Source organism: Actinacidiphila bryophytorum (genome assembly GCF_016916835.1).
In the GTDB taxonomy this organism is placed as follows: Bacteria; Actinomycetota; Actinomycetes; order Streptomycetales; family Streptomycetaceae; genus Actinacidiphila; species Actinacidiphila bryophytorum.
The window spans coordinates 84,398-106,204 of the sequence record NZ_JAFFIX010000018.1 but is presented as its reverse complement, the minus strand read 5'-3'; the positions used below and the strand labels follow the sequence as shown (position 1 = coordinate 106,204).

Sequence of the window (21,807 nt, the reverse complement as noted above, 5' to 3'; positions counted from 1 at the left end):
ACCGCGAGTGGCAACCACGTGGGGGGGGCGGGGAACTGCGCGCCAAGCCCCCACGGGCGGAGAGGTGTCCGCCCACTGCGAGTGGCAGCCACGTGGGGGGGCGCGGGGAACTGCGCGCCAAGCCCCCACGGGCGGAGAGGCGTCCGCCCACTGCGAGTGGCAGCCACGTCGGGGGCGCGGGGAACTGCGCCCCAAGCCCCCACGGGCGGAGAGGTGTCCGCCCACCGCAAGTGGCAGCCACCGTGGTCGTAACGGCCCCCGCCGGGGAGACGCACCCCTCTCAGACGGGCGCGGCGCCCAATTCCCTGGCCGCCTCGCGCAAATCCTTGGCCGTGTCGATCGCCCGCCAGTAGGCGCCCTGCGGAATGGGGAAGCCGGCCAGCCGGCGTTCCCTGGCCAGGCGGGGGAAGGTGGTGCGCTCGTGGTCGCCCAGGTCGGGCAGCATCGCGGTGAAGCCGGGTGCGAAGACGTACACGCCCGCGTTGATCAGGAAGGGCGACGGCGGGGACTCGATGAAGTCCAGGACCTGCCCGAACTCGTTGGTCTCGACGGCCCCCCAGGGAATCCGCGGCCTGGCGAGGGCGAGCGTGGCGACGGCGTCGCGCTCCTTGTGGAAGGCGGCCATGTCGCGCAGCGAGAAGCGCGTCCAGATGTCGCCGTTCGTGGCGTACCACGGCTCGTCGGCCCGGGGCAGCGACGCGGCGGCGTACTTCAGCCCGCCGCCGCGGCCGAGCGGCTCGTGCTCGACGACGGTGGTCACCTTCATCGGCAGCGGCGTGCTGTCCAGCCACTCCTGGAGCACCTCCGCGAGGTGCCCGCACGAGACGACGGCGTCGGTGACGCCCTCCGCTGCGAGCCAGGCGAGCTGGTGGCCGATGATCGGCGTGCCCGTACCGGGGATCTCGACCATCGGCTTGGGCCGGTCGTCGGTGTACGGGCGGAGCCGTGAGCCCTGCCCGCCGGCCAGGATCACGGCCTGCGTGACCGGGACGACCTCGTGCGGGGTGGTGTCGTGCGTCATGCAGCGACCCTATGCGACGCCGGGGGCGGGGTACGGCCCGTACCCCGCCCCGCTGATCATGCGGCGCTCAGCGTCCCACCGGTCGGGCGGCGTTCAGCCGACCGAGGCGACGCCCGTCGCGAAGGCGGTGTCGCACACCGGGCGCGACCACGACTGGGCGCGCTGCGTGGCGCCGTCGTACTTCGCCACGGCCGCGCGGCCCAGCGAACGCGCGATGGACACGCAGTACTTGGCGAGCGACGGCTGACGGGCCATGGCGACCTGGAGGTCGGTCAGCGCCACTCCCGGGTCCTTCTCCTGCAGTTCGGCCAGCAGACGCGAGCGCAGCGCCTCCTGCGGCGCCTTGGCGGCAGCCTCCGCGGCCACTTCCTGCCTGCTCTTGGCGGAGGCGGTCAGCACCTGCGCGTCGGAGGAGGAGACGGCCCACGGGACGCGGGTGACGGCGAGCGTTCCCGACAGCACGAGAACGACCGGGAGAACGAGCGCGAATGTCTTGCCGAGACGGCGAGCTACCTGGTTCACGCCTCGGATCGTAGCGACTGGTGATGATTTGGCGACATTTAGTCACCCTCCCGAGGGAGTGAAATCGGCTGCTGGGGCGTTCGGATGTTGACGAACGGATCCGAAAGGCCGGTTATGCGGATGTATGCGACCGGCGGCGGGGCGTACGACGAAGGCCGGGCGGTACGCGGGGAAACCCGCGTACCGCCCGGCCTTTCCGCTGACTTGTGGGTCAGTCGCTTCCGTCGCGTCAGTCGCTCAGGCGCTCGCCGGAGGAGGTGGCGAAGACGTGGGTCTCGCCGGCGCGCGGCACGACGTGCAGCACGGAGCCCTTCTCCGGGATCGCGCGGCCGCCGACACGGATGACGACGTCCTTGTCCTCGTCGCCGACCTTCGCCGAGCCGTAGACGTAGCCGTCCGCGCCCAGCTCCTCGACGACGTTGACGGTCACGGCCAGGCCGGCCGGGGCGTCCTTGGACAGCGACTTGCCCTCGCTCTCGCCGTTGACGATGTCGAAGTGCTCGGGGCGCACACCGACGGTGACCGTGCGGTCACCCTTGTCGGCCGCCGCCTGCACCGCGTCACGCTCGACGTTGACCAGCGCGTTGCCGAACTTCACGCCGCCGTCGACGATCGGGACCTCGATGAGGTTCATCGCCGGGGAGCCGATGAAGCCCGCCACGAACAGGTTGGCCGGCTTGTCGTACATGTTGCGCGGGCTGTCGACCTGCTGCAGCAGACCGTCCTTGAGCACCGCCACGCGGTCGCCCATCGTCATGGCCTCGACCTGGTCGTGGGTGACGTAGACGGTGGTGACGCCCAGCCGGCGCTGCAGGCTGGCGATCTGCGTACGGGTCTGCACGCGCAGCTTCGCGTCGAGGTTCGACAGCGGCTCGTCCATGAGGAAGACCTGCGGCTCCCGGACGATCGCGCGACCCATCGCGACACGCTGCCGCTGACCACCGGAGAGCGCCTTCGGCTTACGCGCCAGGTACTCGGTCAGGTCCAGGATCTTCGCGGCTTCCTCGACCCGCTTGCGGATCTCCGCCTTGTTGACGCCGGCGATCTTGAGCGCGAAGCCCATGTTGTCGGCGACCGTCATGTGCGGGTACAGCGCGTAGTTCTGGAACACCATCGCGATGTCCCGGTCCTTCGGGGGCAGATGCGTGACGTCCCGCTCGCCGATCCGGATCGCACCGGCGTTGACGTCCTCGAGCCCCGCGAGCATCCGGAGCGAGGTCGACTTGCCGCAACCCGACGGCCCGACCAGCACCAGGAACTCGCCGTCCCCGACCTCGATGTCGAGCCCGTCCACCGCGGGCTTCTCGCCACCCGGGTAGATCCGGGTCGCCTTGTCGAACGTGACTGTAGCCATGACTGTTACGCAGTCCCTTCACCGGCAGGAACGTGCCGGACGATCCGAGTAAAGGAAGCAGTTCTCTTGGTGCCGCTTCGTCTGTCCCGTCCGCATCCCACGGACTCCCGGTGACGCTACCTGCACGTTCCCCGTTTTGTCACCAGCCCCCCGCCCCCTTTTTCCCCACCCACCCCCCACCCCGCCCGCTACACTGCTCCCTGCGCCTCCTTAGCTCAGCTGGCCAGAGCGACGCTCTTGTAAAGCGTAGGTCGTCGGTTCGAACCCGACAGGGGGCTCTTTTTCTTGCCTGGTCAGGCGTGGTCTCTACCCTGCCGGGCGGCGGGGCCGGGGCACCCGGCACACATTCAGCACACATCGCGCGGGGTCGCGGTGCTGGGGTGCCCCGGGAGCGCGGCCCCGAAGGCACTTCAGTCCAGGGGCCGGACATGTTGAGCGCGGTGCTCTGGCTGTGGTGCCTTCCGGGCGAGAAACCGGCCACTACGATCACGACGCCCGCCGACGGCTTGTGCCCGATGAATCGAGTGAGCCCATGAGCGATGACGTCCTGTCGATCATCCCGACCGACCCTTGGTGGCAGCCCGACCGGGCCGCAGGCGAGCGAGCTGCCGCGCTCGCAGAGGAACTGGCTCCCGGGCTGCCCGGCAGCGTGGAAGTCGAAATCGACACCACCTGGCACGACGCCCTCACCGTCGTCGACTGCGGCGCCAACCTCGAACGAATCCGCTGCCCCCAGTGCCGAGCCTCGATCGACACCGAGTGGTGGGCCGACCGGCTCGAAGACCACAGCCAAAGCGGCTTTGCCACCCTGGCTGTGGAGGTGCCCTGCTGCGGCGCTGCCACATCGCTGGACCTGTTGAACTACGACTGGCCCTGCGGCTTCGCGCGCTTCGAGATCGCCGTCTGGAACCCCGAACGCGACTGGCTCGGGGACGAGGAACTGGCCGCAATCGCCGACGCGCTCGGACATCCGGTGAAGCAGATCAGAGCCCACATCTGACGTGGGGTCCCAGCCGGAGCCGAGGGCGGACGCGCGACGCCTTGGCAGTGGCAGCGCAGTCAGGCGGACATCCTCTTCTCTCCTCGCCGGTCTGGCGGCCTCCGTGTCGTCCCGGCCTGCGCCTTGGCGAGGAGCATGGCCCGTCGTTCGTCCATCTTGTCGGAAACCTCGTCGAGGCGGTCGGGGAAGAGATGGCCGTAGACGTCGAGGGTGAGTGTCGCGGACTTGTGGCCGAGCATCGTCTGGATGACGTTCACGTCGGCGCCGCTGGCGATGGCGAGCGAGGCGGCGGTGTGGCGCAGCTTGTGCGGGGTCAGGTGGAGGTGGCCGAGTCCGGCCGCGCGGACCGCCGGGTCGAAGAAGCGGCTGCGGAAGTTGCTGATCCGCAAGGGGCCGCCCTGGGGCGCGGTGAAGAGGAGCTGGTCCGGCGTGCGGCGGTCGATGTGGGCGGCCAGTTCGGCGAGGAGGAACCGGGGGAGCGGCACCGAGCGGCGCTCGTGGTTCTTGGGGGTGTCCAGGTGGAGGACGCCCTTCTCGTCTACATACGCCTGCACTACGTGAGCCCGTCGCGCGCCTAGATCCACTCGGCCCACGGTGAGGGCCGACGCCTCGCCCCAGCGCAGTCCGGTGTAGCCGAGCAGGCGGATGAACAGTCCGTACCGGCCCGCTGCTTCGGCGAGCGCCTCCACCTGGACCACATCGAGGTAGACGTGTTCGGCCTGAGCTGGCCTCGGCAACGGGATGTCGACCGCCGGGTTGTGGCTCAGCCGCTGCGACTTGACCGCGTAGCCGAGGACGCTGCTCAGCACGACGTACGCCTTCCGTACGCTCCGCGCGCTCAACTCGCGGCCGGTGGCCGTCCGCCCGGCCGACAGGTCGGCCAGCCACTGCGCCATGTCGTCGTACCGGATGCGGTCCAGAGGCGTCGTCCCCCACCTCGGCAGGACATGGAGGTCGAGCATGCCCCGATACCGGTTCCTGGTCGACCGCTTGAGGTGCGCCTGCGCTGCCAGCCACGCCTCGGCTATCTCGCCGAACTTTGCGCGTGCGGCGGCGGGGTCGCGGTAGGAGCCGTCACCGAGCCGTGCCTCAAGGCGGGAACGTTCGGCGTCGGCGTCGACCCGTCGGCTGAACGTCTTCATCTTGGGGCTGCCGTCAGGGCCGTACCACCGCAGGCGCCAGCGGCCGGGCGGTGTGCGGCCCGCCCTCTTGGCCTTGGCGGCGGCCTGGACGTAGGCGGTGTGGCCGGCACGGTCCTCGACCCAGACGCGCGCCATCAGGCACCGGTCCGGTGCCGTCGAAGACTGAACTTCTTCTCCACGGGATCCCCCTTTTCGGCATGCCATTTGCGGCGCGCTCGATTGGTGACGTGGGAGATTCCCTTGGAGTTCGAGGTTTGGGCAAGCCGTAATTCTGTGATAGAGGCCGCTTCCGTGCCGTGCGGCTTCCGGTTCCTTTGTGGTCGTCGCGGTGATATGGTCCGGCGTTTTCCCGATGCTGACTGGTGATGCCACGTGCTGTGCCGTCCAGAGGGTCATCGTGGCTGCTGAGCTGGCACCTCCGGTGTGTTGGGTGCTGCTGCGCGGCACTCGTGGAACCGTCCGTCCCTTTCGTCGCGGTCCCTTTCCGGCATGTGCTCCGGCCGGACGCGGCTCATTTGGTCGGTCCGTCTTTTCCGGTCACAATCCCGCTGGATGGCTCGCCCACCGCGTGACTATGTTGGCCGAGCACGGCCATCCGCACTGGTGAAAGGAATCGCGCAATGTCGACCGGACAGAAAACCGCGAACGAGCGACGCCCGCTGGCCACTCCCGCCGAACTGTCGGAGTACCTCGGCGTCCCCGTCGCCACGCTCTACCAGTGGCGGCACCGGGGCCTCGGCCCGAAGGCCCACAAGGTCGGCCGGCACCTCCGCTGCCGCTGGGCGGAGGTCGAGGCATGGGTCGACCAGCAGGCCGTCGGCCTCGTGGCCTGACCGCGCACCCGCCAACGCAGTGCGGCCTCCAGCGCGTCAACGCCGGAGGCCGCGAACTCCCCTGAACCGCGTCTGAACGATCGACCAGGCGGTGCGGGCCTGCCAGCCCGGTGCCGCCGGTGAGGAGATAGCCATGCAGCGTACGACCCCGCGCCCGAGCGGCGCACCCGAGAAGCCGGTATGGCCGCCGGTGGCGATACCCGGTCAACCCGGTGGCGAGACCTCTCCACCGCTAACCCGTGTTGCCGCCGCCCAGGCACCGGTAGCGGTGGTGGCCGATCGGTTGACCGCGCGTGCGCTGTCCGCTGCTGACCGGGCTACGGCCGGCTCTGACCGAAATCCGGTCGGTGACCGGGTGACCCGTGACCCGGGGTCGGTCACTGACCGGGTGACCGCGGTCGCTGACCGGCCGCCATCGTGGGGAGGAGCTGGTCGCTGAGCTGGAGGCCGCGGGACTGCGCGATGTCCAGGTCTTCGGCGTCGAAGGCCCGACCTGGTCACTCCTCAAAGCCGTCGAACAGGCCACCGGCGCCCCGCCGAGCGCGGAACTCTTCGAGGCCGCCCTGACCGCCGCCCGCCTCGCCGAGCCCTACCCCGAACTCCTCGCCGCCAGCTCCCACCTCCTGGCCGTCGGTTACGTTGGCGACTGACCAGATCGGCGCCCCGGTGCGCTATCCGAGGGCCATCGCAGCCCCGCGCGGGTGCCCGCAGGCCCGACCGTTGACCGCCTGTCGTGTCAGGACTCCGCTTACGGTGTTCCACCCATTCGGCACAGCGCCCGCCCTTGCTCTGATCTGGAACTCCGTCACCTACGCGGCAGCGCTGGTTCTGTCGCCGCTGGCCGACATGCGTACCGTGTGGTCGCCGAAGTCGGCGACGAGGTCGAGTCGTCCGCCGAGTGCTTCGACGTAGCGTGCGATGACGTCGAGCGAGGCGACCTCGCCGTGTTCGATCTGGGAGACGCGGGCGATGCTCACGCCCATCCGGGCGGCCACGTCCTTCTGCGCCATGGAGCACTGCTTGCGCGTCTCGGCGAGTTGGTGGCCGCGGGCCTCGGCCAGCAGGCGTCGGGCGCCGGCCTCCACCTCTGCGGGACCGACGCCAGCCGCGTAAAGCTCCTGTTCGAGGCTTTCCCAGTCCTGCGGGGTCTTTCCGGGCATCGTCACTCCTCGGTGTCACGGGTGTAGTCGAGGTAGAGCTGCTCTGCGATCGGGATGTTGTCGCGGTACCAGCGTTCCCAGTTTCCTGCCTTGTCGCCGCCCAAGAGGAGCAGGGCCGAACGCGTCGGGTCGAACGCGAAGATGATCCGGAGTTCGGATCGCCCGCTCGATCCCGGCCGCAGTTCCTTGAGGTGGTGCAAGCCCCCTCCCTTCAGTCGGTCGACCAGAGGGCGCCCCAGGGTCGGTCCGGCCTCACGTAAGGCCGCGACCGCCTGGGCCACCAGCGAAGCGGATTCCAGATCTTCCTTGATCAGAGTCCGGAACCAGACGGCGTACTCATCGGTGACTTTGACGGCCCAGGGCAAAGCAACTCCTCAATGATGACTGCTTCCAGTTTAAGGCATGCCTTGAATTGATGCCATGCGGCGACGTCCCTGGATCACGGGCCGTGCTGCCAGTCCTGGCCCTCCAGTAGCACGGATTCGGCACACATCGCGCTGGAGAACGATCCGAACTGGCGGCAACCAGTGAATGGAGTTTCGGCTGGTCAGCGGGTGGCTCGTTGTGTCACCCGCAGGTCAGCGACCCGCCCTGAGGGATCTTGTAAAGCGTAGGTCGTCGGTTCGAACCCGACAGGGGGCTCCGTCATGGCTCAGGTCAGATGCCTCTGAACTGGGCCTTCTCGTCTACGGTGAGCGCCGGGGTCCTTCTGTTTCGCCCGGCGTCGCACGCGTGGGAGCGCATCGGGACGGGCTGAGGACATCGGGCCTTCCCGGGGAGCACTGGGTGCGGGTGGCAGAAGTCGCCGGTGACCCTGTGCGCGAGGTTGTTCAGCGGTTGCTGTAGGCGCTTCGCACCGTCCGGCGGGGGGAGTGAGCTCCCGGTCGGCGGGGGCGGCCAGCGGTCCGGCGCCTTGTATGTGTTGTCGCATCCCCATAAGAAAGAGCTCGTACCCTGGAGGCGTGCCCGCCGTGATGGTCTGCTCTTTGCTCTCGGGGTGCCCGCGGTCGGCGCAGCCGCCCTGGGCGAGGTCGCTCATGGTGAGGCCGGCGGTCTGGCCTGCTTCGCGCATCGCCTGGACCACCCGTGCGGTGAATGCCGCTGGCCGATGCTCTGCTTGCGTGAGCGGATCCGTGTACCTGCAGAAGGTCGGCGATCCCACCGAGAAGGCCTCCGCCGGTTGAGGAGCGGCGACGTCCGGCCAGATCGATGTTCGCGATCGTCGGTCTGGGGCGTACTCCAACAGGCCCAGTTCGCTCAGCTCGCGGTGCGGACGTGACGGCGATCTCCTTGGACCAGGTTGCGTCCTTGGAGTCTGCTGCAGGGGCGGTCACAGGTCAGGTCGGCCCGACTCGGTCAACCGTCGTTGGATGCAAGAAGCGTGACCGGCGAGAGCCTGGCAGTCAGCCCAGCGGTTTCAGGAGCCCTGAACGCCTCGACGTCAAGGTGGAGGTGGAAGCGGGGGCATTGGCCCCTGTGGCACGGATCGGCGGTAGACTGTACACGTCAAGAGTTTTGTCGTACGCCAGCTGTCATGCGGGCGCCGTTCTTGACGATGGTCAATTCCGGTTCCCGCATTGGGCGGTGACCGGGGGCGGGTCCGCGCAATGCAATGCTCGTGACGACCAACGGCTCCCTGTTCCAGCACACGAACTCCGATGATCCCTCTGCTCACGGCAATCTGAAGGACACGGACGCCCAGCGGAGACTGCTGGATGGGGCACGTGGCCTCATACCCGGGACTTGTCGCGGGAGAATCCCGTGCTGGTCGAGGCGCTGGCCCCCTGCAGGCGTACGTCGCCTGCATCGCCGTCGATTCCCGCTGCTGGCCGGGGGATCCCACAACGAGTGGTGGTGCATGGGCGGATGATCAAGGCGGGCTGGTTCGCGATGACACCGGACCCGCAATAGGTCCTGCTGCTCTCCCTGGCCGGTGCCGCTGGGCCCCGCTGGTGATCCCCCCGCGGACCAGGACAGCCTCGGTGGCACGGCTGATGGCTGCGACGAGACCGCCTGGCAGTGCCAGCGCTCGCGTGGCAAACGAGTCGGTAGACCCCAGTCCGGGTCTGCAGACCGGGTGCAGGATCCCGAGGAAGCCTTGTAGTTCAAGGGCGGCGCCTCCTCGGACCTCGGGAGCATGTTCATCGCCTGACCGCAGGCAACCGGCACCATGACAAGCAAGGGCAACCCCATGACAGACGAACTCACTCTTCCCGAGCCAGGAGTCGCCGATGTCCGCATAACGGCGGCCTCCCCCGACGTGGCCAGGTATGTGGCGCAGGTACTGCGCGTGTGGTTCGCCAGCACCGAACAACGCAGCTATCCCGCCGGCGACAGTGGTACCGGCACAGCCCTCCACCTCACCGTGGACACCACCCGACCCCCACGGTCCAACCCAGCTCCCGAGCCTCCTCAGGACGGGCACTTCGTGGAAGGCGCGCGGCAGATATGGCCCTGACCGGAAACCTGACGTCGTCGCGCCTACCGGAAGATCCTCCGGCCCGGCTGGACCTGCGACCACCGGACGAAGGACCCCAGCGGCTCGACGGCACATGGTGGCCTCGCTCGCACGACCTGAGCCGGGAGCTACCAGCCCTGATCACAGCACTGGAACACCGCTGGCCAGGCATCACCCGGGTCACCGTCAGCCGTACGATGTGGCGGATCCGGCCCGACACCGTGACCTTCGCCGACCGCAAGGTCCACATCAACCGGTCTGGTGCCCTTCCCCACCCGAACACGATCTGCCTGCTCTCCTACGGCGTGGGCCGCTGCGACCTGCTGGTCACACCGCCGGGTACCCCGCTCGAGCCCATCTAGGGTCTGTTTCATAAGTGGATCAAGGTCTGTCATGATCCACTCGTGGGGCGCGGGGATTTGACGAACGAGCAATGGGCCAGGCTGGAGCCGTTGTTGCCGGTGGGTAAGAAGCCGGGGCGGCCTCCAGTCTGGTCCAAGCGGCAGCTGATCAACGGCATACGCTGGCGGACCCGGACCGGTGCGCCGTGGCGCGACGTCCCCCCACGCTACGGCGAGTGGGAGACCGTTTACGGCCTCTTCCGGCGCTGGCAGCGCGACGGCACCTGGAGCCAGATCCTCACCCAGCTGCAGGCCGAGGCCGACGCGAAAGGCCTGATCACCTGGGACGTGAGCGTGGACTCTACGGTCGCTCGAGCGCATCAGCATGCCGCCGGCGCCCGCAAAAGGGGGATCTGCAGCGGGACAAACCCGGCGGAGTCGCAGTCGAGCCCGCCGACCACGGGCTCGGACGCTCTCGTGGCGGTTTGACGACGAAGGTGCACCTGGCGGTCGAGCACGGACAGAAGGCGCTGTCCTTCCTGGTCACCGCTGGCCAGCGACACGACAGTCCCCAGTTCCAGCCGGTGCTGGAGCGCATCCGGGTGCCGCGCGTCGGTGTCGGCAGGCCGCGCTGCCGACCGGACCGGGTCCGGGCCGACAAGGCCTACGGGTCCCGAGGCAACCGCGACTATCTGCGCAGGCGCGGGATCCGCTGCACGATTCCGGAGAAGTCCGACCAGGTCCGCAACCGGAAGAAGCTGGGCGCCCGCGGAGGCCGACCGCCGAAGTTCGACAAGGCCGACTACCGCGAGCGCCACGCGGTCGACTGCGGGATCAATCGCCTCAAGCGCCACCGGGCCGTGGCCACGAGATACGACAAGCTCGCCGTCCGTTACGAGGCCACCGTTACGATCGCGGTCATCAACGAGTGGCTGTGACGGGTCGCGTCGCGGGCATCGCGGGGCACCCGGTTCATCGCACTGGTTCTCCAGGAGGCAACGGAGCCCAGGGAAGTGCTTCACGCCAGCCCGGCCGGCCGCGGGCCCAGCCCTGTAGTACTTCGGCAACGGGCTCCACGGCGAACGCCTCGTGTGTGCGCGGCACATGGACGTAGAAGTGCCTGTCCGGGCCACCGTCGCGGTATTCAACCTGGTAGCTGAGGTCGTCGTTGAGGTAGACCTGCATGTAGTGCTGACCTGCGGGTTCGAGGTCGAGTCGCTCGACCACGACAAACCGCCAGGTCAAGCTCATGTCGGCTAGGAGATCGTGCAGCTGATCGTCGGACGGGTCGTCCCATGACGTCCCGTCCCACTCGACCGCCCGCAGTACCGGTGTCGCCATGAGCGCGACTGTACTGGCTCGTCACGCTGCCAACATCGGCAGGCTGCCGCTTATGAAACAGGCCCTAGTGCTGTGACCGCACGGACACCTCAGTGGTCCGGCAATCGAGAGCGCTACCGCCTCAGCCGCACAGGGAACCGCCGGCTCAACCTCGCGCTGCATCGCATCGCAATCGCGCAAGCCCGCTACCACCCCGATGCCACGCCCACCTGGAGCGCCGCCGCCAGGCCGGGAACACCAGCACCGAGTCCATCCGCGTCCTCAAGCGCAGGCTTTCCGACGTCGTCTACCGAGCCCTAATCCGCGAGGACCATGTCCCGCCGAGCACCTTCGCATCGGGCAACCCGCGGTGATTCAGCAGGTGGCGCGGCTGGAGCGGGAACCCGGCGGGCCGGCGACCAGGCGCGTCGGCTCAGAGCAGCGCGTGCGGGTACTGCTCTGCGCGGTGCTGGAAGGCCAGGACCGCGGGGTTCTGGACAGTGCCGCCGCGAATCTCGATCGCTCTGCGAATCGTGCAGTTACCGTCCCAGCCGGTCGGTCCTTCGAGGACCGGCCGCAGGAACGGGATCAGCGCCTCGCTGTTCTCCCAGGTGGCGGCATCCCACAGATAGGAGGGGCTGTGGTCCACGGCGTAGTAGGTGACCTGGTTGCCGACGGTGAACATCGGGTCGTTGAAGGTCGTCGGCCGAGCCCAGGCGAAGCCCATGCCCTCGTCGCAGGAGACGTCGATGACGAGGGTGCCGGGAGCGAGCCTGTGCAGGTCCTCCTCTATCAGGAACATCAGCGGCGCCGCGGTGTCCTGGAGCACGCAGTTGACGATGATGTCGTGCCCGGCGAGGAACTCGGCCAGTGGCTCAGGGCCGTCCTCGGTGATCGCGATGCTGCGCCGCGGGTCGAGTGTGTCGTCGGCCACGTCGTGGTCGAAGTGCACGATCCGCGCAGAGTGGATCGGTGAGCTCACTGCGGCGATGCCGCGGGCGGTCAGCACGTCCACTTCGTGAACGCCCAGCGCGCTGAGTGCGGTTACCGCGCCGCGGGCGGTGGCGCCGAAGCCGATCACCACCGCGCGCCGCCGGCGTCCGTAGTCACCGGTGGACCCGGTCAGCTGCATGGCATGCAGTACCGACGAGTAGCCGGCCAGTTCGTTGTTCTTGTGGAAGACGTGCAGGCTGAACGCATCCCCCTGGGTCCAGTGGTTCATCGCCTCGAAGGCGATCACCGTGAGCCTGCGGTCGATGGCGGCCTGCGTGACCTTCTCGTCCTGCACGCAGTGCGGCCAACCCCACAGCACCTGGCCGTCCCGCAGCTCCGCCAGATCCTCGTGCAACGGTTTGGCCAGCAGGATGACGTCACACTCCGCGATCAGCTCCTCGCGTGGGCGGAAACCGGCTACGAATGGTGCGAGCTGACTGTCCGGGACACCGAAGTGCTCTCCGTAACCGGTCTGCAGATAGAGGCTGGACCGGAGGTCGGCCCCGATGCGTTCGAAGTGCGCTGGGTGGATCGGCAGACGGTGCTCGTTTTCTTTGCGGGTCTGCGACATGATTCCGAGCTTGAGCTGCGGCAAAGTACCCCTTTGATTACTACATGTCTAACACACCCCGGGGTGCGGGCCGGGTCGCACCTCCTCCGGGACGGGCACCCTGCCGGGTGCCCCCGAACCCGGCGCCCCCGCCACTCCCCGGGAAGCATGCGGGCCTGTCCGGCTTCGCCCCGTCCATGCGGCGTTCCCGGGCCAACCGGGCTCGATGGCAGGCCCGTTGATGTCGACGTTGGCGTTGGCGTTTGCTTCTGAGGCTGAGGCTGAGGCTGAGGCTGAGGCTGAGGCTGAGGCTGAGGCTGAGGCTGAGGCTGAGGCTGCCGTTGGCGGTGGGCTGGGCCGGGCCGGTGGGGACGGACATTCGCCCGGGCGCCACCATGGAGCCCATCTCGTCGGGAGTACGGGTCTGCCGGCGCCGTCGTGCCGGACGTCGGCGTGGCGCTCGCGTGCGGTCTCGGCCGGATCAGCCGCAGCCCCGGCCCCCGGATCGGGATGATGGTCAGGGCGATCACGGGTCTGACTTCCCAGTTGGAAGGTCTGCGGTGGCTGGCCGGGGGCAGGAAGGGGGCGGGACGGCTGTCAGGCCGTCCTTGGGGCGCCTGGCGAGGACTGCGGCGGCGGCCATCAGCCAGGCGGCGGCGTCCGCCTGCGTCTCAGGCGGGATCACCAGCAGGTCCCGTCGGCCCTGCGGTAGGAGAGCAGCATGAGCTGGTGTGGGTCCTGCTCCTGCTTGACCAGCCGACCTTGACCACGCGGCCGCCGACCTGCACCTTGCGCGGGATGACGGGCCAGCAAGCGGGGTTGACTGTGACGCGGGTGATCCGGTCCCGGCGGGTGTCCAGGACATCGGTGGGAGCGGGGAGTTCCGCGGCCAGGTCGCGGGAGTACGGCCACCAGGCCCCCGTCGATCCTGGCGGACACCGAGCCTCGGGGCGCCAGCGAGATGCGCAGGCATCATCACCCGCCGAAAACGACACGGGCGGGATGCGAGTGCACAGAATACCCTCCGTATCTCCGAGGTACTCCTCCGCGACCGCCGGCGGGTGGGCGTGCCAGGCCGGGACGCACTCGCCGACCGTGTCCCGGCACTCGGTGACGCGTCGCCCGGCCTGCGGGCCGTCCTCAGCCGATGACGGCCAGTTGGTCGGCAGTGCCGCCGCGCCACTCGATGAGGAGGATCGTCGCGTCGTCGGTAGTGATCCCGCCGCGGGCACTCTTCAGCGCGTGGGACAGCTCCCGCACCATCGCCCTGGGCTCCGGACGCCCGGCTCCGACCTCGGCGATGACGTCGATGACCTGCTGGAGGCCGAACTCCTCGCCTCCCGGCAGGTGTTCCTCGATGAGGCCGTCGGTGAAGCACAACACCCTGTCCCCAGGACGCAGGATCCGCTCGCTGACCAGGGGTTGCCGACCGCCGAAGCCCACCGGGAGCGTCGTCTCGCCCTCCAGTTCGCCCAGGACCTCGTGGCCCCGGATGAGCAGGGGCCAGGGGTGGCCGGCGTTGACCCACTGCAGGTGCCCGGACGCGGTGTCCAGCCGCATCATCTGAGCGGTGACGAACTGCTCCGGCCCGAACTGCTCGGCGATGACCTCGTCCATGTAGGTGTAGATCCCGGGCAGATCGACATGGGACCTGCGCGAGTGGCGGTAGGCGCCGATGGCGGCGGTCGCCATGACGGCAGCACCCAGGCCGTGGCCCATCGCGTCGATCATGGCGACGTGCAGGAGGTTTCCGTTGAGCGCGTAGTCGAAGCTGTCGCCCGCCACGTCGTAGGCCGGCTCCAGGATGCCGACCACCTCGACCTGCGGAACGGACATGCGCAGTGGGGGGAGCAGTGCCCACTGGATCTCCGCGGCCACGCTCATCGGGGCGCTGCGCCGTGCGAGTGTGAAGGTGTCGGTGTAGCTGTCCTTGGTCACGATCAGGTCCGCGACCAGGGCGGCCAGCCTCCGCAGCAGCCGCCTGTCGTCGTCGTCCACCGTGTCGAGGGTGACCGCCATGACCCCCACCTGATCACTTCCGTCCAGCAGCGGCAGGAACAGCCTGGTCTCCCCGCTCCGCACCACCTCGACGGTCTGCGCGCGGAGGAATGCCGTCCCCGCGGGCGACCCGTCAACCGGCTCGGGCACTGCGGCAAGCCCCCTGCCTGTCAGCGGCATCAGCATGAGCTGCTCGTAGTCCTGGAGGAGCACGGACACCTCGCGGCCGCCGATCCTGGCGATCTCCTCCGCGACAAGCGGTGCGATCAGGTGAGGCGGCATCTCATGGGCACGGTCCAGCAGAAGCCCCAGCAGTCGCTCCCCGAACCCCTCGGACCGATCGATACTGACCGAGGCTGATGGGTGCTCGCGTTCGTTCACGGCACCACATAACACCATCGCAACTGCTGCGGTCGGTGAAGCGTCGTCCTGCGACCACCGATGTCCCACGCGTGACGCTCACCAGTGTGCGGGCCGGGCCGGTCCACACCGTGTTGCATCGGGGCGGAGGAAGTCCTGCCGGACAACGCAGTGCGGCGCACCGCCGCGGTCCGCGGGCGCTCTATGCGGTGGCAGTGGTCTTGGCGTGACGCAGGGGGGCACCAGCCTGGTGGAGGCTGCTCAGCGCCTGCCGGTAGGAGGTGACGAGGCCGGTCTCCAGGTAGGTCACACCGAGGTCCTCGCAGTAACGACGGACGATGCGCTGGGCCCGGCGCAGGTTGGGGCTGGGCATGCTGGGGAACAGGTGGTGCTCGATCTGGTAGTTCAGGCCGCCGAGGGCGATGTCGGTGAACCGTCCGCCGCGCACGTTGCGGGAGGTGAGCACCTGGCGTCGCAGGAAGTCCGGGCGGTCGGTGCCGGTGAGGATGGGCATGCCCTTGTGATTGGGGGCGAAGATCGATCCGAGGTACGCGCCGAACAGGCACTGGTGTACGGCGAGGAATGCCAGGGCCATTCCGGGCGGTAGAACCAGGAACAGCGCCGTCAAGTAGATCGCGCAGTGCCCGAGCAGCAGGGCGCCCTCCAGAGTGCGGGCCTTGAGCGATCGGTTGGCCAGCGACCGCAAGCCGGAGACGTGCAGGTTGAAGCCCTCCAGCAGGAGCAGTGGGAAGAACAGGAAGGCCTGTGAGCGCCCGATCACCCGGGGCAGCCCGGTGGCGGCACGCGCCTGCTTCTGGGACCACACCAGCAGGTCGGGTGTGACGTCGGGATCGAGGTCCTCGTGGTTGGGGTTGGCGTGGTGGCGGGTGTGCTTGTCCTGCCACCATCCGTAGCCCATGCCGATGCCTACGTTGCCGGCGATCCGCCCGGACACCTCGCTGGCTTTGCGCAGCCGGAACACCTGGCGGTGGGCGACGTCGTGGGCAACGAGGGCTACCTGCCCGAAGACCGCGGCCAGGAACGCGGCCACCGCCAGCGACCACCAACTCGCACCGAGCACCGCGAACGCGGTCCACCCGCCCGCGTAGAGTGCGGCCACTGTGGCCAGCCGGGCCGTGTAGTAGCCGGGCCGACGGGACATCAGGCCGTTTTCGGCAATCTGCTTCGACAGCCGGGCGAAGTCACTCCCGGTCGCCGGCTCGGGACGAACGGGGGTCTCAGCTCTCACGGACGTTACCTTTCGGTGGATGGCACCGGGGCATTTTGCTCCCGGGCTCACTCCACGCAGCCGTCAACGCGGATCACGGCGGGGGCCGGCAGCGGACGCCGGCCCTTGAAGGTTGCGGGAGTGCCAACCGTACTCCGCAAAGTCACGAAGTGCCGGTGAGGTCTCCCGGAGTCGTGAGGAGCTGCGTCCTGTCGCCGCGGACAGGCGGTGCAGCATGGCCGGCAGTACTGATTCTGGGTCCTGGTGTTTGTTCGTCGGTCACAACCGGCGTCTTCGCGGGCGGAGTGGTTCAGCGGTGCTCGTGCGGTCCTGGGGGATGCAGCGATCCTCAGCGGCGTCGCAGCACCTTGGGCCGGCCCGATGCTGGAAGCGCTGTGTTGCCCGTGCCCCGCATGACCGCACCGAGGGAGCGCAAGGGGAGCGCGGACGCCTTTGGACGCGACGACATCAGACAGGACGTGCGAACCCTGTTCGTGCCTGCTGATCAGGCGAAACGAGATTCGGCAGCACCCTCGGGCATGGCGTGTCACGATCGCTCGCGACCTTGTATAGCGTAGGTCGTCGGTTCGAACCCGACAGGGGGCTCTTTTTCTTGCCTGGTCAGGGCGCCTTCGCCTGACGTCGGGCGGCGGGGCCGGGGCGCCCGGCACACATTCAGCACACATCGCGTCGGCGCGCGGCGCGGAGGCCGGCGTCAAGGGACCGGCGTCGACGACCACGCCGTCGATCCGACGTGCCGGAGGCAGAATCCCTAGACGAGCGGGTGTGGAGGAGCGAGGCGCGCGATGACTGTCACTGAGGATCGGCCGCAGATGCAGGCGGACGAGTTCGAACGCATCGCTGCCGCTGCGGAGCGCGAGGGCGTCCGGTTGGAGTTCGTCCACGGGAAGCTGGGAGTCAAAGCGGTACCGGACGGGGATCACGACGAGATCATCCGCTGGGTCATGGAGCACTGCATGCAGCAGCGCCCGGATCTCTGGCTCTACCCGGAACGCGGCCTCAAGGTGGAGACCTGCAGCAGCGGGCACGCGAAGCCGGACGGGGCCTTGGCGCCCAAGGGCAGCTTCGCCGGCCATGGGGAGTGGGCGACCGCCGACCGGGTGGTGATGGTGGTCGAGGTGACGTCGTACGACACCGACACCGACAAGCGGGACCGTGAGGACAAGCCCCGTGCGTATGCGGAGACCGGTATCCCGGTGTACCTGCTGATCGACCGGGACGCGTGCGAAACGCTGGTGTACAGCGAGCCTGACGATGGCACTTACAGCATGATCACCCGGCGGCCCTTCGGGAAGACGATCGCACTGCCCGCTCCTGTTGGGATCACCCTGGACACCGAGCCGCTGATGGACTGGGTGCGCTGACGCGGTGATCGGCTGACGGGGCGGGAGCCCGGTGTGAAACGGGCGGGTTGGGAACGCCGCCCTCGCACTGTGTGAGGGCGGCGTCCTTTTCAGCCGGCTGCGCTTTGCGGTCCGGCGCTCGGCCCCGAGCTGTCGGTGCCCGGCCCGGGCACCTCTTCCCGAGGCCGGGCGGCGGGGCCGGGGTCGCGGGCCTTCCTTGCTTCCGGGGCGTCCCGCTGAGGTTGCTGTTCGCGGGTAGGCGGGCCGGGAGGGCGGCATTCCGCCGCTGCACGGGGGCTTGGGAGGATCGGATGGAGTTGGCATACGACGGGGCGCCTGCAGGCGGCCCCATGCGGACCTTCATGACCGTGCTCGTGATCATCTTCTCGGTCGCGGTCATCATCAGGCTGCTGCGCGACAAGCACTGACCGCCGGGCGGAGGACCCGGATTCGCGCGGGCCGGCGGTGACCGGCGGCGATCGGCGTCCGGCTATCCGGGTGGGTCCCGGTGCAGGAAGCGGATGACCGCGAGCACCCGGTGGTTCTGGTCCTCCGACGCGGGGAGCCGCAACTTGGCGAAGACCGCCGCGACGTGCTTCTCGACGGTGCCCGCGGACACGTGCAGGCACTGGGCGATGGACGCGTTGGAGCGCCCCTCCGCCATCAGGCTCAGTACGTCCCGCTCCCGGCCGGTCAGCGTGGCCAGGTCCTCGGTGCGCCGGCCGGCGCCGGCGAGCTGCGTCACCACCTCCGGGTCGAGGGCGGTACCGCCGGCGGCGACGCGGCTGAGCGCGTCGGTGAACTCGGCGACGTTCGCCACCCGCTCCTTGAGCAGGTAGCCGACCCCCGCCGACCCCTGCGCCAGCAGTCGGGTGGCGTACTTCGTCTCGATGTACTGCGAGAACAGCAGCACTCCGGTCCCCGGGTGCTCGCGGCGGATGTCGATCGCGGCGCGCAGCCCGTCGTCGGTGTGCGTCGGCGGCATGCGGATGTCGACGACCGCGACGTCGGGACGGTGTTCGGCGGCGGCGGCCCGCAGCGCGTCGGCGTCGCCGACCGATGCGGCGACCTCGTGGCCGCGCATGGTGAGCATCTGGGCGAGCAACTCGCGCAGCACCGCGGCGTCCTCGGCGATCACTACACGCATGGCTGCAGCCTTTCACGCATGCAGCGGCAACCGGACGAGCACCGTCGTCGGCCCGCCGGCGGGGCTCGTCATCTCCAGCGTCCCGTCCACCGTCCTCGCCCGCTGCACGAGGCCCGCGAGCCCGCCGCCGGGAACGATCCGCGCACCGCCCCGCCCGGTGTCGGTGACGCGGAGCCGCAGACTGCCGTCCGCGGCGGCCAGTTCGACGCCGCAGCGGGTTGCGCCGCTGTGCTTGATCGCGTTGGTGAGCAACTCGGCAGCGCAGAAGTAGGCGAGGGACTCGATCGCCGGGGTCGGCCGCTCGGGCACGTGAACCGTCACGTCGACGGGCAGCGCGGTCCTGGCCGCGAGCGTCGTCAACGCGTCGGCAAGACCGCCGTCGAGAGCGGGGGGATGCAGGCCCCGGGACAGGTCGCGCAGCTCGACCAGCGCCTCGGCTGCGTTGTCCCGTGCCGTCTCGACCAGGCGGCGCAGCTCCTGGCGGTCCCCGTCGTCGAGCTGTTCGCGCGCCATGTCGAGGCTCATGGCGAGGGCCACGAGCCTGACCTGCGCCCCGTCGTGCAGGTCGCGCTCCAGGCGCCGCAGCCGCTCGTCCCCCAGCGCAGGGCGGGCCGTGCCTTCGGCGGCGCGGGGCCGGGGTGTGCTGTGCTGGCGCGAAGGGTCTTCTGCGGTGAAGGGGCAGGCCGATGAGCGGGCGGGCATGGGTGGGCGTGGCGGGTGGGGAGGCTCGGGCGGCTGCCGAGGAGTTCGCCGCGGGGCTGCAGGCGGGTCATGACCGGCGGGACGCCGACGTCTTGAACCGGCAGTTCGCCGCCGACGTGGTCTGGGGCACGCCCTACGGCGCCCTCGTCGACGGCTACCGGCAGCTGCATCCGATCCACGTCCGCTTCCAGCAGGCGGGCGGTGCACCGGCGGTCCGCTACGAGGTACGGCATGTCCTCGCCGTGGGCGAGGATGCGGTGGTCGCCCACATCGCGCGACTCGTGCTGGACGCCGACGGGCGGCCCCGGCCGCTGGACGCCGATCAGGGCGGGCAGTTCTCCGAGCTTGCGATGTACGTGCTGGTCCGCCGGGACGGGCGGTGGTGGCTGGCAGCGGGGCAGAACACCCCGATACGCCCTGGCGGCGCCGTCGCCGCCACGCCGTGACGGCTGCCCGGCCCGAAGGGGCGGCCAGGACCTCGGGTCCTGGCCGCCCCCCGGAGGTCAGGGGTGCTGTTTCGGGTGGTCGACGACGGACCACGTGGACAGGTAGGAGAAGTCGGTGAACTCGGTGTGCTTGGCGTCGTCTGCCGTGCGGTGGTCGCGGAAGCCGAGGTATTCGTAGGTCTTAGGGTCGAAGACGAAGGAGGAGCCGTAGGCCGGGTCCGCGGGCGGGCGGGTGGGGTCGTCGTAGGTGATGGCCACGCCGGTACGGCCCTCGGCGTCCTGCTGGTCGGGGACCGCCTTCACGCCCGGGATCATGGCGAGCGCTTCGTACGCCGCCGGGCGTAGGCCGTCGGGCATCACCGGGACGAGCTTGAGCAGGCCGGCGAGCTGGAAGTGGAGCATCGACCACTGCTGGTCGGTGATCCCGCTGAGCGAGGTGTGCTCGGCGGCGCGCGTCGGCGTGCCCGTGGGTGTGGGTGTCGCCGTGGGTGTGGGTGTGGCCGTGGCCGTGGGCGTGGGCGTCTGTGAGGGGTGCGGTGCGGGGGTCGCCGCGGAGGTGGCGGTGCCCGCGCCGGGGACGAGGTAGCGGATCAGCTGCTCGGGGTTCGTCGGGAGCTTCTTCAGCGACTCCCAGTCCTGCGGCGGCCACTCGGTCTCGCCCGGCTTCAGCGGCTCCGACCACCAGCCCTTGCCGTACTCCGTGATCCAGGAGCGCTGCGACCCGTCCACCGACCTCCAGTCCTCGTCGGTGTAGGTCGTGGTGGCACCGGTCGCCCGGTCGGTCGCCTTGATGACCTCCTTGGTGTAGACGAACTGGTCGTCCCTCGGGGCGGGTGTCTTTTCGTGCTGCCGGGCGTACGCGGCCGCGCCGTCGAGTACGGTCTGCGCGCTGACGTTCCGCATGACCGGTGACCTGCCTGCCGGCGGTGCCGCCGTCCCGCCGCTGCTGCCGTTGCCTTGCCCGGCGACCAGGACGCCGCCGGCGACGGCTGCCGCGACGGTGGCGGTCAGGGCGATGCGCAGGACCGGACGGCGGCGTACGAACGGGGCGGGCGGCTTACCGGCGGCCTGCGCCGCCTCCGCGTTCATGGCCGCGGACAGCCGCACCCACACCCGCCGGCGGGTGGCGGCGTCCAGCGGGGGAGCCCCCGCGTCGTACTCCCTCAGTGCTCGGAATTCCTCGGTGTCACGCACGGGCGTCTGCCTCTCGGAAAGCTGTCGGATCGGACCCGCCCAGTTCTTCGCGCAACTTGCTGCGAGCCCGGTTCAGCCGGGACCTGACGGTGCCGACCGGCACGCCGAGCGCCTGGGCGACTTCCTCGTAGTCGAGGTCGCCCCAGGCCACCAGCAGGACCACGTCCCGGTGCCGGGCGGACAGCTTGGCCAGCGCCGCGGCCAGCTCCCGGCGCACCCCGGTGGCGCCGGCCCTGGCGACCGCGCGGTCCGCGACCGGTTCCTCGTGCTGGACGGGCTCCGGGACCTTCGCGAGCGCCTTGAAACGGCGTGCTTCGGCCCTGCGGTGCCGGCCCATGAGGTTGGTCGCGATACCGAACAGCCACGGGCGGGCGTCGGCACGCGTGAGGTCGTAGGTACGGCGTCGCTGGAAGGCGGTCGTGAAGGTCTCCGCCATCAGATCCTCCGCCGCATCGGGACCGATCCGCCGGGCCACGTAGCGGTGCACGGCGTCGGCGTACCGGTCGAAGAGCGCGGCGAACTGCTCGGGCTCGTCCCGGGACCGAGCGATCACACGGGCGTCGCTGTCCTCGCGATCCTCCGCGCGGGTGCGGACGCCCGGGGAACGGACGGCCATCGGGGCTCCTCTCGTTGGTTTCGTTCATGCGAACGCCTTGAAGGCTTGGGCTTGTTCG

21 protein-coding genes, 1 tRNA gene and 3 pseudogenes are annotated in these 21,807 nt (G+C 69.5%); 10 read left to right on the top strand and 15 right to left on the bottom strand.

All coding sequences use genetic code 11. From position 1 onward, the window contains the following. Positions 1 to 280: 280 nt before the first annotated feature. The 3 genes from JT723_RS24020 to JT723_RS24010 all read right to left on the bottom strand — a co-directional run bounded on the left by JT723_RS24020 (position 281) and on the right by JT723_RS24010 (position 2,897). The gene (locus tag JT723_RS24020) at positions 281 to 1,021 is read right to left on the bottom strand and encodes a nucleotidyltransferase family protein (RefSeq protein WP_205046849.1); all 741 of its coding nucleotides are present in this window, start codon (positions 1,019 to 1,021) and stop codon (positions 281 to 283) included. A 93-nt stretch (positions 1,022 to 1,114) separates the two neighbouring features. Further along, positions 1,115 to 1,543: a hypothetical protein gene (locus JT723_RS24015; RefSeq protein ID WP_205046848.1), complete on the bottom strand. Its 429-nt coding sequence runs from the start codon at positions 1,541 to 1,543 to the stop codon at positions 1,115 to 1,117. A 229-nt stretch (positions 1,544 to 1,772) separates the two neighbouring features. Continuing rightward, positions 1,773 to 2,897 carry an ABC transporter ATP-binding protein gene (locus JT723_RS24010; RefSeq protein WP_205046847.1) on the bottom strand — a complete coding sequence of 375 codons (1,125 nt, stop codon included), beginning with the start codon at positions 2,895 to 2,897 and terminating at the stop codon, positions 1,773 to 1,775. A 204-nt stretch (positions 2,898 to 3,101) separates the two neighbouring features. Here JT723_RS24010 and JT723_RS24005 point away from each other — a divergent pair. Beyond that, a tRNA-Thr gene (locus JT723_RS24005) sits at positions 3,102 to 3,175 on the top strand. A 254-nt stretch (positions 3,176 to 3,429) separates the two neighbouring features. Then, the gene (locus JT723_RS24000) at positions 3,430 to 3,897 is read left to right on the top strand and encodes a hypothetical protein (protein ID WP_205046846.1); all 468 of its coding nucleotides are present in this window, start codon (positions 3,430 to 3,432) and stop codon (positions 3,895 to 3,897) included. A gap of 59 nt (positions 3,898 to 3,956) precedes the next feature. Here JT723_RS24000 and JT723_RS23995 read toward each other — a convergent pair whose 3' ends face one another. Further along, the gene (locus JT723_RS23995) at positions 3,957 to 5,174 is read right to left on the bottom strand and encodes a tyrosine-type recombinase/integrase (protein ID WP_205046845.1); all 1,218 of its coding nucleotides are present in this window, start codon (positions 5,172 to 5,174) and stop codon (positions 3,957 to 3,959) included. A gap of 485 nt (positions 5,175 to 5,659) precedes the next feature. On the opposite strand from JT723_RS23995, the gene JT723_RS23990 reads away from it, so the two are divergent. Together JT723_RS23990 and JT723_RS35430 are read left to right on the top strand one after the other, a co-directional pair. Next, positions 5,660 to 5,872: a helix-turn-helix transcriptional regulator gene (locus JT723_RS23990; RefSeq protein ID WP_205046844.1), complete on the top strand. Its 213-nt coding sequence runs from the start codon at positions 5,660 to 5,662 to the stop codon at positions 5,870 to 5,872. Between the two features lie 413 nt (positions 5,873 to 6,285). Beyond that, a pseudogene (locus tag JT723_RS35430) lies at positions 6,286 to 6,522 on the top strand (SAM-dependent methyltransferase); the annotation flags it as partial. Positions 6,523 to 6,681: 159 nt separating this feature from the next. Here the strand turns inward: JT723_RS35430 and JT723_RS23985 are convergent. Next, a complete protein-coding gene (locus tag JT723_RS23985; protein WP_205046843.1) occupies positions 6,682 to 7,032 on the bottom strand; it encodes a helix-turn-helix domain-containing protein in 351 nt (116 codons plus the stop codon). A gap of 2 nt (positions 7,033 to 7,034) precedes the next feature. After that, the gene (locus JT723_RS23980; protein WP_205046842.1) at positions 7,035 to 7,397 is read right to left on the bottom strand and encodes a type II toxin-antitoxin system RelE/ParE family toxin; all 363 of its coding nucleotides are present in this window, start codon (positions 7,395 to 7,397) and stop codon (positions 7,035 to 7,037) included. Between the two features lie 1,372 nt (positions 7,398 to 8,769). Here JT723_RS23980 and JT723_RS36505 point away from each other — a divergent pair. The 3 genes and pseudogenes from JT723_RS36505 to JT723_RS23970 form a co-directional block, all read left to right on the top strand. Next, positions 8,770 to 8,943: pseudogene (locus tag JT723_RS36505) on the top strand (hypothetical protein); the annotation flags it as partial. A 537-nt stretch (positions 8,944 to 9,480) separates the two neighbouring features. Then, positions 9,481 to 9,852: a DUF5994 family protein gene (locus JT723_RS23975; protein WP_205046841.1), complete on the top strand. Its 372-nt coding sequence runs from the start codon at positions 9,481 to 9,483 to the stop codon at positions 9,850 to 9,852. A 42-nt stretch (positions 9,853 to 9,894) separates the two neighbouring features. Beyond that, a protein-coding gene (locus tag JT723_RS23970; RefSeq protein WP_372441372.1) for an IS5 family transposase occupies positions 9,895 to 10,769 on the top strand; the annotation gives its coding sequence in 2 pieces (ribosomal slippage) (positions 9,895 to 10,284 and positions 10,287 to 10,769; 873 coding nt in all). Between the two features lie 34 nt (positions 10,770 to 10,803). Here JT723_RS23970 and JT723_RS23965 read toward each other — a convergent pair. Continuing rightward, complete coding sequence (locus JT723_RS23965; RefSeq protein WP_205046840.1) at positions 10,804 to 11,172, bottom strand: hypothetical protein; 369 nt, start codon at positions 11,170 to 11,172, stop codon at positions 10,804 to 10,806. Between the two features lie 72 nt (positions 11,173 to 11,244). Between JT723_RS23965 and JT723_RS36500 the strand changes: the two genes are divergently transcribed. Beyond that, the gene (locus tag JT723_RS36500) at positions 11,245 to 11,472 is read left to right on the top strand and encodes a transposase (RefSeq protein ID WP_205046839.1); all 228 of its coding nucleotides are present in this window, start codon (positions 11,245 to 11,247) and stop codon (positions 11,470 to 11,472) included. Positions 11,473 to 11,584: 112 nt separating this feature from the next. Here the strand turns inward: JT723_RS36500 and JT723_RS23955 are convergent, their stop codons facing one another. The 4 genes and pseudogenes from JT723_RS23955 to JT723_RS23945 form a co-directional block, all read right to left on the bottom strand. Then, positions 11,585 to 12,739: a N(5)-(carboxyethyl)ornithine synthase gene (locus JT723_RS23955; RefSeq protein ID WP_205046838.1), complete on the bottom strand. Its 1,155-nt coding sequence runs from the start codon at positions 12,737 to 12,739 to the stop codon at positions 11,585 to 11,587. Positions 12,740 to 13,220: 481 nt separating this feature from the next. Further along, positions 13,221 to 13,663 (bottom strand): annotated as a pseudogene (locus JT723_RS35420) (DUF5994 family protein). Positions 13,664 to 13,834: 171 nt separating this feature from the next. Continuing rightward, positions 13,835 to 15,091 carry a PP2C family protein-serine/threonine phosphatase gene (locus JT723_RS23950; protein WP_205046837.1) on the bottom strand — a complete coding sequence of 419 codons (1,257 nt, stop codon included), beginning with the start codon at positions 15,089 to 15,091 and terminating at the stop codon, positions 13,835 to 13,837. Positions 15,092 to 15,254: 163 nt separating this feature from the next. Next, complete coding sequence (locus JT723_RS23945) at positions 15,255 to 16,301, bottom strand: fatty acid desaturase family protein (RefSeq protein WP_251512600.1); 1,047 nt, start codon at positions 16,299 to 16,301, stop codon at positions 15,255 to 15,257. An 812-nt stretch (positions 16,302 to 17,113) separates the two neighbouring features. Here JT723_RS23945 and JT723_RS23940 point away from each other — a divergent pair. Continuing rightward, positions 17,114 to 17,665, top strand: a complete 552-nt coding sequence (locus JT723_RS23940; protein ID WP_240166089.1) for a Uma2 family endonuclease — start codon at positions 17,114 to 17,116, stop codon at positions 17,663 to 17,665. Between the two features lie 469 nt (positions 17,666 to 18,134). Here JT723_RS23940 and JT723_RS23935 read toward each other — a convergent pair whose 3' ends face one another. Continuing rightward, the gene (locus JT723_RS23935; protein WP_205046835.1) at positions 18,135 to 18,791 is read right to left on the bottom strand and encodes a response regulator transcription factor; all 657 of its coding nucleotides are present in this window, start codon (positions 18,789 to 18,791) and stop codon (positions 18,135 to 18,137) included. 12 nt (positions 18,792 to 18,803) lie between these two features. Then, entirely contained in the window at positions 18,804 to 19,493 is a 690-nt protein-coding gene (locus JT723_RS23930; RefSeq protein WP_240166088.1) for a sensor histidine kinase, read from the bottom strand. Between JT723_RS23930 and JT723_RS23925 the strand changes: the two genes are divergently transcribed. Then, positions 19,478 to 19,939 (top strand): nuclear transport factor 2 family protein, encoded by a 462-nt coding sequence (locus JT723_RS23925; RefSeq protein WP_205046834.1) that lies wholly within the window; start codon positions 19,478 to 19,480, stop codon positions 19,937 to 19,939. The two genes, JT723_RS23930 and JT723_RS23925, sit on opposite strands and share 16 nt — an antisense overlap. A 57-nt stretch (positions 19,940 to 19,996) precedes the next feature. Here the strand turns inward: JT723_RS23925 and JT723_RS35415 are convergent, their stop codons facing one another. Together JT723_RS35415 and JT723_RS23915 are read right to left on the bottom strand one after the other, a co-directional pair. Next, complete coding sequence (locus JT723_RS35415) at positions 19,997 to 21,133, bottom strand: CU044_5270 family protein (protein WP_251512598.1); 1,137 nt, start codon at positions 21,131 to 21,133, stop codon at positions 19,997 to 19,999. Beyond that, positions 21,126 to 21,749: an RNA polymerase sigma factor gene (locus JT723_RS23915; RefSeq protein ID WP_205046833.1), complete on the bottom strand. Its 624-nt coding sequence runs from the start codon at positions 21,747 to 21,749 to the stop codon at positions 21,126 to 21,128. The genes JT723_RS35415 and JT723_RS23915 overlap by 8 nt, the downstream gene beginning before the upstream one ends. Positions 21,750 to 21,807 lie beyond the last annotated feature (58 nt).

What these genes read in the sequence shown, in the direction of transcription:
- JT723_RS24020 (WP_205046849.1), bottom strand. Translation starts at nt 1,021, where the DNA reads ATGACGCACGACACCACCCCGCACGAGGTCGTCCCGGTCACGCAGGCC.
- JT723_RS23935 (WP_205046835.1), bottom strand. Translation starts at nt 18,791, where the DNA reads ATGCGTGTAGTGATCGCCGAGGACGCCGCGGTGCTGCGCGAGTTGCTC.
- JT723_RS23950 (WP_205046837.1), bottom strand. Translation starts at nt 15,091, where the DNA reads ATGGTGTTATGTGGTGCCGTGAACGAACGCGAGCACCCATCAGCCTCG.
- JT723_RS23925 (WP_205046834.1), top strand. Translation starts at nt 19,478, where the DNA reads ATGAGCGGGCGGGCATGGGTGGGCGTGGCGGGTGGGGAGGCTCGGGCG.
- JT723_RS23915 (WP_205046833.1), bottom strand. Translation starts at nt 21,749, where the DNA reads ATGGCCGTCCGTTCCCCGGGCGTCCGCACCCGCGCGGAGGATCGCGAG.
- JT723_RS24010 (WP_205046847.1), bottom strand. Translation starts at nt 2,897, where the DNA reads ATGGCTACAGTCACGTTCGACAAGGCGACCCGGATCTACCCGGGTGGC.
- JT723_RS23995 (WP_205046845.1), bottom strand. Translation starts at nt 5,174, where the DNA reads ATGGCGCGCGTCTGGGTCGAGGACCGTGCCGGCCACACCGCCTACGTC.
- JT723_RS23975 (WP_205046841.1), top strand. Translation starts at nt 9,481, where the DNA reads ATGGCCCTGACCGGAAACCTGACGTCGTCGCGCCTACCGGAAGATCCT.
- JT723_RS23940 (WP_240166089.1), top strand. Translation starts at nt 17,114, where the DNA reads ATGCAGGCGGACGAGTTCGAACGCATCGCTGCCGCTGCGGAGCGCGAG.
- JT723_RS24000 (WP_205046846.1), top strand. Translation starts at nt 3,430, where the DNA reads ATGAGCGATGACGTCCTGTCGATCATCCCGACCGACCCTTGGTGGCAG.
- JT723_RS23965 (WP_205046840.1), bottom strand. Translation starts at nt 11,172, where the DNA reads ATGGCGACACCGGTACTGCGGGCGGTCGAGTGGGACGGGACGTCATGG.
- JT723_RS23985 (WP_205046843.1), bottom strand. Translation starts at nt 7,032, where the DNA reads ATGCCCGGAAAGACCCCGCAGGACTGGGAAAGCCTCGAACAGGAGCTT.
- JT723_RS23930 (WP_240166088.1), bottom strand. Translation starts at nt 19,493, where the DNA reads ATGCCCGCCCGCTCATCGGCCTGCCCCTTCACCGCAGAAGACCCTTCG.
- JT723_RS23990 (WP_205046844.1), top strand. Translation starts at nt 5,660, where the DNA reads ATGTCGACCGGACAGAAAACCGCGAACGAGCGACGCCCGCTGGCCACT.